The organism is Peribacillus asahii (genome assembly GCF_003570725.1).
In the GTDB taxonomy this organism is placed as follows: domain Bacteria; phylum Bacillota; class Bacilli; order Bacillales; family DSM-1321; genus Peribacillus; species Peribacillus asahii.
In genome coordinates, this window is sequence record NZ_QWVS01000024.1 from 26,102 (window position 1) to 36,340 (window position 10,239).

Consider the following 10,239-nt stretch of genomic DNA (forward strand, 5'->3'; position numbering starts at 1 on the left):
AAGATGAAAATCGAGATGCGCGATATTTATAAAGCGTTTGGTCAAAATAAGGTGCTAGAAGGTGTGGACTTTGATCTAGAACCAGGTGAGGTCCATGCGCTTATGGGTGAAAATGGTGCTGGAAAGTCAACCTTGATGAATATCTTAACCGGCCTTCATAAACAAGATAAAGGAACGGTTAAGATTAATGGCGTAGAGACGGTGTTTAAAAATTCACTTGAAGCTGAGCGTTCAGGATTAGCCTTCATCCGCCAAGAATTAAATATTTGGCCTGAAATGACTGTTTTAGAAAACTTATTTATTGGCCGTGAGCTTACAAATGCATTTGGTGTTTTAAAAACAAAAGAAATGCAAAAAATCGCGAGTGACATTTTTAAGACGTTAAATATTTCGCTTCCATTTGATAAAGAGGCAGGTTTTTGTTCCGTTGGAGAGCAGCAAATGATTGAGATTGCTAAAGCGTTGATGACGGATGCAGAGGTCATTATTATGGATGAGCCAACGGCTGCTTTGACAGATCGGGAGATTGAAAAGCTGTTTGAAATTATGAAAGAGCTTACAGCTAAAGGTGTCTCGCTTGTGTATATTTCACACAGAATGGAAGAAATTTTCGCCATCTGTGATCGGATTACCGTAATGCGCGATGGTAAAACCGTGGATACAACCCCTATTCCAGAGACTAGCTTTGAAGAAGTGGTAAAGAAAATGGTTGGCCGTGAGTTAGAAGATCGTTTCCCGCATCGTGAAGCAAAGCCAGGTGAAACGGTTTTAGAGATTAAGGAGTTAAGTCGAAAAGGTGTATTTAATTATGTCAATATGTCTGTACGTCGAGGAGAAATTCTTGGTGTTGCAGGATTGATGGGAGCAGGTCGAACCGAAATTATGCGTGCTCTCTTTGGAGTGGACCAGGCCGATAGCGGTGAGGTTTTCATTGAAGGAAAGAAAGTAAGTATTCGTCAACCGATAGATGCGGTAAAACATGGACTAGCTTTTATTACTGAAAATCGTAAAGATGAAGGCCTTATTCTAGACTTTTCAGTTCGAGAAAATATAGGGTTACCGAATTTAGGAAGTTTTGCTCCAAATGGTATTGTGAAGGCAAATGAAGAAAAGCAGTTTGTGGAGATGATGGTGAAACGTCTTTCCGTAAAAACAGCTTCGCCAGAAACGATTATCGGTAATTTATCTGGAGGAAATCAGCAAAAAGTCGTTATTGCCAAATGGATTGGTACGTCTCCTAAAGTATTAATTATGGATGAGCCAACAAGAGGGATTGATGTAGGTGCGAAACGAGAAATTTATGAACTAATGAATGAACTTACAGAGCGTGGCTTAGCGATTATTATGGTTTCTTCCGAACTTCCAGAAGTTCTTGGAATGAGTGATCGAATCTTGGTTATTCATGAAGGGAAAATTGCTGGTGAATTAGGTAGACAAGAAGCAACACAAGAAAAAATTATGGCATTAGCGACAGGAGGGAACTAGGTTGGGTACACAAGGAAAACTAAATGATGGTAGTACATCAATTTGGCAAAAGTTTGGACCGCTATTTGCGTTGCTGCTTTTATTTATTGTCATTGCAGCATTAAATCCATCCTTTTTGGAACCTTTAAATATTATGAACTTATTGCGTCAAACATCGATTAATGCACTCATTGCATTTGGGATGACTTTTATCATTTTAACAGGTGGAATTGATTTATCTGTTGGTTCTATTTTAGCGTTATCTAGTGCATTAATGGCTGGTATGATGGTGTCTGGAATGGACCCAATTTTAGCTATATTAGTTGGGGTCTTACTGGGTACACTAATGGGTGTATTAAATGGATTGCTTATTACAAAAGGAAAGATGGCACCATTTATTGCAACCCTTGCGACGATGACTATTTACCGTGGTTTAACACTTGTTTATACGGAAGGTAAGCCTGTTACAGGATTAGGGGATTCAGAGCTATTTCAGATGCTTGGTCGGGGGTACTTCTTTGGAATACCTGTGCCAGTAGTCATTATGATTATTGCCTTTTTCGTATTATGGTTCTTGCTTCATAAAATGTCTTTCGGAAGAAAAACATATGCAATTGGTGGGAATGAGAAATCTTCGCGAATTTCTGGTATTAAAGTAGATCGCGTCAAAATTATGATTTACGGGATTGCTGGAACAATGGCCGCATTGGCAGGAGCAATCTTAACATCTCGTCTAAATTCTGCACAACCTACAGCTGGTCAAGCATACGAAATGGATGCGATTGCTGCGGTTGTATTAGGCGGTACAAGCTTAAGTGGCGGGAAAGGCCGTTTATTCGGTACATTAATTGGTGTGCTAATTATCGGTACACTGAATAATGGTCTAAACCTGTTAGGTGTCTCATCTTTCTATCAACAAGTGGTGAAAGGTGTAGTTATCATAGTTGCGGTCTTATTAGATCGTAAAAAATCTTAAAAGAGGTGCATACAATGAAGAAGTTATTCTCAATTTTGATGATTCTTTCGCTCATGGTTTTAGCAGCTTGTTCATCTGAGTCTAATCTAGAGAACAACAAGGCTGAGCCAAAAGAATCAATGGAAGATGTAACTGTGGGTGTAAGTATTTCAACATTAAATAACCCATTCTTTGTCTCATTAAAAGAGGGTATTGAAGCAAAAGCAAAAGAAAAAGGAATGAAAGTTTCTGTTGTTGATGCTCAAGATGATACAGCAAAACAAGTTAGTGGAATTGAAGACTTAATTCTGAAAAAGGTAGACCTTTTAATTATCAACCCTACAGATTCAGCTGCGATTTCTTCAGCTGTTCAATCAGCTAATGATGCAGGAATCCCAGTTATTACAGTTGACCGTTCTGCAGATGAAGGAGAAGTTGTAACATTTATCGCTTCTGATAACGTAGCTGGTGGAGAACAAGCGGCTAAATATATCGTAGAACAACTTGGTGAAAAAGCAAAAGTAGTTGAATTAGAAGGTGTATCAGGTGCTTCTGCTACTCGTGAACGTGGTGAAGGTTTCCATAATATTGCGGATAAGCAACTAGATGTTGTATCAAGCCAAACAGCTGAATTTGACCGTACAAAAGGTCTTAATGTAATGGAAAATATGCTTCAAGGAAATAAAGATATTCAAGGTGTATTTGCTCATAATGATGAAATGGCTTTAGGTGCAATCGAAGCAATTAAAGCAACAGGTAAAGATATTCTTGTTGTTGGTTTTGATGGCAATGAAGATGCACTAAAAGCTGTTGAAGCAGGAGACTTATCAGCAACAATTGCGCAACAACCTGCTTTAATCGGTGAAGAAGCAATCACAGCTGCTGAAAAAATCCTTAAAGGTGAAAAAGTAGAAGAAACAATTTCTGTACCATTGAAATTGGTAACAAAAGAATAAAACAGTAAAAAGCAGGTTTTCTTAAAGTTCATTCTTTAAGGAATCCTGCTTTTTTTTGATGCTTTGCTAGATGATGCTGTTGATTCAACACAGCCTTATAGATAAGTGGATTTATATGTAACAGACTGTAGCTGTTTATACCAAGCTTTGGTTTCTTCTGCATCTTTGCCATTAATGAAGATGTTCTTTCCGTCGACTTCTATGTGTAGAACTTCAGTCGATCCATCTTTATGAATAAACAGTATACTGCGGTTATAGCCCTCTACTTTAAAAGAGCCCTTTGCAACTCGTTCCGTGCCAAAGCCATTTAACTTGGATGTAACTGTAGGCATTTCATTTAGTAAATTCACTCCTGTGATGTCTGAGTAAAACCACTCATCCCCGGACATACCGGTAATCTCAAATGATGTCTCCTTTAAAATGAATTCACTCTTTTTTTCTCCAATAAGAAAAAGAGTAAGAACGAACCCTACTATAATGACAAAGAGGATAGAATAAATAATATAGCTTCGCTTACGCTTTGCTGGCAGCTCATATTTCGATAGATAAATGCTGCCGCTTAATGTGAAAATAAGGAGAAAGCCAAATTGAACTTCGAATGTATAAGGGAAAGGATTAAAGGATAAAGGCAGTAAAGTGAGCAAGCCCATACCAGTTAGCAGAAGCCAGGAGCCTGTTTTTTGGGGATAGCCATTTTGAATTAGCTGTCGTTGTTCTGCATCTGAACGACTGTTAAAGCCGGATATTAACCAATATGCTTTTCTGTGTCGAATACTCCAGCCAAGCAGCAACAATAGGAAAGTTATCCCTAAGTGTACAATCATAAGCACTGACATGATAGGGCACCTCCTTTTATGTTTCCTTCCCCCATATTACCATTCATTTATAAAGTGTTATATAAAAGAGTTCGCTCAGTTTATAAAAGGCTTTTAGCTTGTTTCATGTGAAACAACGTTGTGTAAATAGATTTAAATCAATAAAAAAACTGCCGAGAAAATCTCGACAGTTTTAACTAGTTATAGAAGATTAAACAAGTCCTTGGAACATCATAGCGTCTGCTACTTTAAGGAATCCAGCGATGTTAGCACCTACTACTAGGTTACCAGGGTGGCCGTATTCTTCAGCTGCTTCAACACTGCTTTTATAGATATTTTCCATAATTGCGTGTAGTTTTGCATCAACTTCTTCAAAGCTCCAAGCGATTCTTGCACTGTTTTGAGCCATTTCAAGAGCAGAAACTGCAACACCGCCAGCGTTAGCTGCTTTTGCTGGTCCGAAAAGGACTCCGTTATTTAAGAAGACATCGATTGCTTCAAGTGTTGAAGGCATATTAGCACCTTCACCTACAGCTTTTACATTGTTTTTAACAAGTAATTTTGCTGATTCTTCGTCAATTTCGTTTTGAGTTGCACATGGAAGAGCAATATCACAAGGGATAGACCAAATACCTGTGCTGCCTTCATAATATTCTGCTTCAGGATGAGCATCTACATATTCACTTAAACGTTTTCTTTCTACTTCTTTTAAACGTTTTACTGTATCAAGGTTGATTCCGTTTTTATCATAAACGTAACCGTTTGAATCACTACATGCAACTACTTTTGCACCTAGTTGAGTTGCTTTTTCGATTGCGTAGATTGACACGTTACCTGATCCAGATACAACAACTGTGCTGCCGTGGAATTGTAAGCCTTTATCTTTTAACATTTCTTGCATAAAGTAAACTGTACCGTATCCAGTTGCTTCTGTACGAGCTAAGCTTCCGCCGAAACCAAGACCTTTACCTGTTAAAACGCCAGCTTCATAAGCACCGCGCATTTTTTTGTATTGTCCAAACATATAGCCGATTTCACGACCGCCAACACCGATATCACCTGCAGGTACGTCTGTATCTTGACCAATGTGACGACCTAATTCAGACATGAAGCTTTGACAAAAACGCATAATTTCTGCATCTGATTTACCTTTAGGATCGAAGTCAGATCCACCTTTACCGCCACCGATTGGCTGTCCAGTTAATGAGTTTTTGAAAATTTGCTCAAATCCTAAGAATTTGATAATACTTGCATTAACAGATGGATGGAAACGTAATCCGCCTTTGTAAGGTCCGATTGCACTGTTGAATTGTACACGGAAACCACGGTTTACATGTACTTTACCTTGATCATCTGTCCATGGAACACGGAAAGTGATCATGCGTTCTGGTTCAACGATACGCTCTAGAATACCAGCTTCCATATATTTAGGTTGTTTAGCGAAAACAGGAATTAATGAAAGAAAAATTTCTTTAACAGCTTGGTGGAATTCACTTTCATTTGGGTTTCTGTCTTTTACTTGTTGGTATACAGTGCTCACATAATCTTTAGCAATTTGAAGCTCCTGTTGGTTTGTCTCTTGGATAGTTGCCATTTTGTCCGTCTCCCCTTAATTTAATAATTTGGTTATTATATAATGTAAACAAAAGTTATTGATTTAATGTTTTTGATATATGTATCGTATCGTGTAGAATTAATAATAACAATCTGAATATTAGATAAATAAAATGCCGTTTTAAGATGAAAGAGGTTACATATATGGAACTAAGACAGATTGAATACTTTATAGAAGTAGCAAAACGCGAACATATGACGGAAGCAGCAGCGGCTTTACATGTTGCCCAATCTGCTGTGAGTCGACAAATATTTAATTTAGAAGCTGAATTAGGTGTGCATTTATTTTTCCGCGAAGGTCGTACAATTAAACTTACACCAATTGGTAAAACGTTCTTGAATCATATGCAACAAGTCGTTGACGTTATTAATGAGGCGAAAAGGGAATTAGAGGAAAGCCTTGATCCAGAAAAGGGGACTGTTCGAATTGGTTTCCCCAGTAGTTTGGCTGCGAATGTACTACCTAATGTAATTTCCGCCTTTCGAAAGCAATATCCAAATGTTCGTTTTACATTAAAGCAAGGTGCGTATGTTCACTTAATTGATTCGGTCATTAAAGGTGATATAAGTATGGCGTTACTTGGGCCAACCCCACCGAGTGATAAAAAAATTGAAAGTGAAATATTTTTCACGGAAGAGTTGGTGGCGCTTGTTTCAGAAAATCATCCTTTAGCCCAGAAATCATCTTTAAAATTAAGTGAACTTCAAAATGATTCTTTTGTATTGTATCCACCGGGATTTATTTTAAGAGACGTGGTGATTGATGCGTGTCGTCAACACGGGTTTGAACCGAACGTTGCTTTTGAAGGAGAAGATACGGATGCAATTAAAGGTTTAGTAGCAGCCGGACTTGGTGTAACGTTAATTCCAGAAATTACACTAGTGGATAGTTTGCCGCGCTCAACGGTAAAACTGCGAATTAAAGATCCTCAGGTAAGGCGCTCTGTAGGGGTGATTGTTCCAACTGATCGAAGTTTGATGCCTACGGAACAACTTTTTCATGATTTTATGAGGGACTTCTTTAATCAATTACAAGGGTTTCAATAATAATATGAAGAGAGAATTCATCTTAGATGGGTTCTTTTTTGATTAAAAGTAGATTTCCTTCTCTAGAATGGATTGGGGGATTTTTTTATTTTTATAAAGATAATATCGAAAAAAAGTTAGTGTCTTTCTTGTGTTATATTGAAGTAATTTTCGAGAAAAACCAATAATTATATTGGAATATATCGCTGGATAATTGTAAAACGGAGGATTTTTTGTAAAATGTTTATAAACAAACGGTTTAATAGCTGTTATGTAAGCGTTTTTATTTTATTAGAATAGAATTTATTGTTTACATTTTCAGAATATTAATGCTATTATAACAACAGACATTATGGAAGGGGAACGTTACGATGAGTAAACATACACATACAGCTACTAATATTATTATTCTCTTATTATGCTAAAAGGACTGAAACAACCATAACATGGAATTGTTTGAGTCCCGCTTATCATTGTTTTACGAAGGCGCTCAAGCAGTAATAAGTGGAAGAGAGCGCCCATCCAAAAGGACGGGTTTTTATTTGATTATATAGGTTTGAAAATTCAGAAAATTCAGGAGTTGAAATAAGATGAAAGAACGAGGATATGTTAGTGATCGAATGTATAAAGCTTCGACAGGAATTGCGAATGCTGTATTAGTCACGTTAGGAATTGGTTTGTTATTCGAATCATTTGGTAAGTATTTGGGGTGGGATGTCTTTTTGGCAATCGGTGGCGCAGCGAAAGTTTTATTAGGGCCAGCTATCGGTGCTGGAGTTGCCTATCAGTTAGGCGGTAACTCATTAGTAATCTTTAGTGCAATGGCTTCTAGTGCGGTCGGTGGTGCTGCAATTCAGCGAACAGCTGAGGGGGCTTTTACAATTGTCACAGGACAACCAATTAGTGCAGTCATCGCAGCGTTAATTGCAACGTATATTGGGAAACGTTTAGAGGGTAAAACAATCCTTGATATTATGGCAATTCCACTTGCAGCTGTGTTTGTCGGCGGAGTATGTGGTTATTATTTAGCGTTAGTTGTAACACCATTTTTAACCTGGTTAAGTGGTCAAATTACAATGGGAGTTGAAGGTTCACCGTTAATCGGTTCAATGGTTATTTCTCTTGTATGGAGTATTCTTTTAATGACCCCTGCATCCTCTGCTGCGCTAGCGATTGCTTTGCAGATGGACCCAGTATCAAGTGCAGCGGCGTTAATTGGATGTACAGTGCAATTTGTAGGCTTTACAGCTATGTCTTTAAGAGATAATGATTTAGGTGGCTTCTTAGCTCAAGCAGTCGTTACACCGAAAGTTCAGTTTCCGAATTTAATTCAAAATCCACTTTATGTAATTCCAACGTTTATTGCTGCAATCGTTTGTGCACCGATTGCCACGATGTTACTTGATTTTCAAGTATCGTATGAATTAGCTGGTATGGGATTAAGCTCATTGATTGCACCAATTGCGATTGTCACAACACAAGGATTAACAACATTCTTAATTTATGTAGCAGTTGGTATGGTATTGCCTATTATCATTACACTTTCTATTCATCGTTTATTAAAAATGATGGGGAAAGTAAAAGCGGGAGAATTACATTTAGAAGTACGATAAGATAGAAAAGAATAAAAGCAGCTTGATGTTTTCCATCAAGCTGCTTTTATTCTATATGAAGGTTTTTGTTCATTTTAGGGTAAAATGGGAAGGGACATAAATCGAGAAATTAGAGAAGAGATGGAATCAATGAATGTAGAGATGCAGATTCAAGTAAAAGCAAAATTTGTTCCTAAGTATGAAAAAGGGTATCCGTTGATTATGAAGGAGTCTATCTTAAATGGTCAAGATCTTCAAGATGAAGGGACAATTATTAGATTGGTAGATGAGCGTAATCACTTTATTGCTAAAGGATACTTTGGGAAGCAAAATAAAGGATATGGCTGGCTACTAACGCGAAGCGAACATGAAAGTATCAATACCGAATTCTTTGTGAAAAAAATTCGCCAAGCCTTTCAGAATCGTCAAGCTTTCTTTGAAAATCCTGAAACGACTGCCTTTCGTTTCTTTAATGGAGAGGGAGATGGCATCGGCGGCATAATTATTGATTATTATGACGGTCACTATGTAATTAACTGGTATAGCAAAGGGATTTATACATTTAAAGAGCATGTGATTAATGCGTTACAACAAGTTGTTAAAGTGAAGTCAATTTATGAGAAAAAGCGCTTTGATACGAAAGGGCAGTATGTGGAAGATGATGATTTTGTTCTAGGGGAGCAGCCAGAGTTTCCATTACTTGTGAAAGAAAATGGTGTTCAATTCGCTGTCTATTTGAATGATGGAGCGATGGTGGGGGTTTTCCTTGACCAACGGGATGTACGTCGTACAATTCGTGATCAATATGCAAAGGGGAAGAATGTGCTAAATATGTTCTCTTATACAGGTGCTTTTTCTGTATTTGCTGCACTAGGCGGGGCGACAAAAACGACAAGTGTAGATTTGGCCAATCGCAGTTTACCCAAAACGGAGGAACAATTTCGCGTAAACGGTATTGATCCTGATAAACAAAATATTGTTGTAATGGATGTATTTCATTATTTTAAATATGCAATAAAAAAGAATTTAAGATTCGATATGGTCATCCTTGATCCACCAAGCTTTGCAAAATCAAAGAAGTTTACATTTAGTGCAGCAAAGGATTATCAAAATTTATTAAAGGAAACGATTCAAATTACTGAAGACCATGGAATAATTGTAGCTTCAACCAATTGCAGTACATTTGATATGAAGAAATTTAAGCAATTCATTGATGGGGCTTTTCGTGAGAGTAATGAAAGGTATAGAATACGTGAACAGTTTTCTCTACCAGAGGATTTTAAAACAATTTCTGAATTTAAAGAAGGCAACTATTTGAAAGTAGTATTTATTCAAAAAGGGTAAAGGGGGACATACATGCCGATATAGGGAGCATGTATGTCTTTTTATATAGATAGATTAGAGATACTCTTTATAGAAAGTAAATGGTATGAGCCATTTTATTTTTGCTGTGAATCTTGATTAATTTATTGAAGAAGTAACAATAATATAGATGCAATAAAAAGTGCATTGACCAATTGTATAAGCTTTATATCTTTCTTTAATAAGAGTAAGTTTATTTTTTTAAAAAAGATGTTGACTTTATTGTGAGAGGAGAGTATTATAAAGAAGTCGCCAAGAGAGAAGGCGATTTAATAAACCAGAAAAACTTCGTAGAAGTTGACAACTATTCGTTCTTATGTTAAGATGGAAAAGTTGAAAGGCTGCTCTTTGAAAACTGAACAAAACAAAGCGCCAACGTTAATTTTTTTAAGTGAGCACACACTATAAAAAGTGCAAAGAACTAATTCAAATTCTATCGGAGAGTTTGATCCTGG

Annotated in this window: 8 protein-coding genes; 6 read left to right on the top strand and 2 right to left on the bottom strand. The window is 37.1% G+C overall.

Annotated features, from left to right (window positions below):
* Positions 1-3 precede the first annotated feature (3 nt).
* The 3 genes from D1953_RS13530 to rbsB are packed head-to-tail and all read left to right on the top strand — an operon-like array spanning position 4 to position 3,375.
* Complete coding sequence (locus D1953_RS13530) at positions 4-1,485, top strand: sugar ABC transporter ATP-binding protein (RefSeq protein ID WP_119117729.1); 1,482 nt, start codon at positions 4-6, stop codon at positions 1,483-1,485.
* Between the two features lies 1 nt (position 1,486).
* On the top strand, positions 1,487-2,440 hold the full coding sequence (locus D1953_RS13535) for an ABC transporter permease (protein ID WP_119117730.1): 954 nt from the start codon (positions 1,487-1,489) through the stop codon (positions 2,438-2,440).
* A 14-nt stretch (positions 2,441-2,454) separates the two neighbouring features.
* Positions 2,455-3,375, top strand: coding sequence for a ribose ABC transporter substrate-binding protein RbsB (gene rbsB / locus D1953_RS13540; protein WP_119117731.1), 921 nt, complete (start codon positions 2,455-2,457; stop codon positions 3,373-3,375).
* Positions 3,376-3,470: 95 nt separating this feature from the next.
* On the opposite strand, the gene D1953_RS13545 is transcribed toward rbsB, so the two are convergent.
* Entirely contained in the window at positions 3,471-4,211 is a 741-nt protein-coding gene (locus D1953_RS13545; protein WP_119117732.1) for a DUF3784 domain-containing protein, read from the bottom strand.
* A gap of 190 nt (positions 4,212-4,401) precedes the next feature.
* Entirely contained in the window at positions 4,402-5,784 is a 1,383-nt protein-coding gene (gene gdhA / locus D1953_RS13550) for an NADP-specific glutamate dehydrogenase (RefSeq protein WP_119117733.1), read from the bottom strand.
* 164 nt (positions 5,785-5,948) lie between these two features.
* On the opposite strand from gdhA, the gene gltC reads away from it, so the two are divergent.
* The 3 genes from gltC (at position 5,949) to D1953_RS13565 (ending at position 9,766) form a co-directional block, all read left to right on the top strand.
* The gene (gltC, locus tag D1953_RS13555; RefSeq protein ID WP_119117734.1) at positions 5,949-6,851 is read left to right on the top strand and encodes a glutamate biosynthesis transcriptional regulator GltC; all 903 of its coding nucleotides are present in this window, start codon (positions 5,949-5,951) and stop codon (positions 6,849-6,851) included.
* Between the two features lie 569 nt (positions 6,852-7,420).
* Positions 7,421-8,443, top strand: coding sequence for a PTS sugar transporter subunit IIC (locus D1953_RS13560; RefSeq protein ID WP_119117735.1), 1,023 nt, complete (start codon positions 7,421-7,423; stop codon positions 8,441-8,443).
* A 129-nt stretch (positions 8,444-8,572) separates the two neighbouring features.
* Positions 8,573-9,766 carry a class I SAM-dependent rRNA methyltransferase gene (locus D1953_RS13565; protein WP_119117736.1) on the top strand — a complete coding sequence of 398 codons (1,194 nt, stop codon included), beginning with the start codon at positions 8,573-8,575 and terminating at the stop codon, positions 9,764-9,766.
* Positions 9,767-10,239 lie beyond the last annotated feature (473 nt).

Excerpts from the sequence above, each read along its gene's own strand:
- D1953_RS13530 (WP_119117729.1), top strand. The coding sequence starts at position 4 with ATGAAAATCGAGATGCGCGATATTTATAAAGCGTTTGGTCAAAATAAG.
- gdhA (WP_119117733.1), bottom strand. The coding sequence starts at position 5,784 with ATGGCAACTATCCAAGAGACAAACCAACAGGAGCTTCAAATTGCTAAA.
- gltC (WP_119117734.1), top strand. The coding sequence starts at position 5,949 with ATGGAACTAAGACAGATTGAATACTTTATAGAAGTAGCAAAACGCGAA.
- D1953_RS13545 (WP_119117732.1), bottom strand. The coding sequence starts at position 4,211 with ATGTCAGTGCTTATGATTGTACACTTAGGGATAACTTTCCTATTGTTG.
- D1953_RS13565 (WP_119117736.1), top strand. The coding sequence starts at position 8,573 with ATGAATGTAGAGATGCAGATTCAAGTAAAAGCAAAATTTGTTCCTAAG.
- rbsB (WP_119117731.1), top strand. The coding sequence starts at position 2,455 with ATGAAGAAGTTATTCTCAATTTTGATGATTCTTTCGCTCATGGTTTTA.
- D1953_RS13560 (WP_119117735.1), top strand. The coding sequence starts at position 7,421 with ATGAAAGAACGAGGATATGTTAGTGATCGAATGTATAAAGCTTCGACA.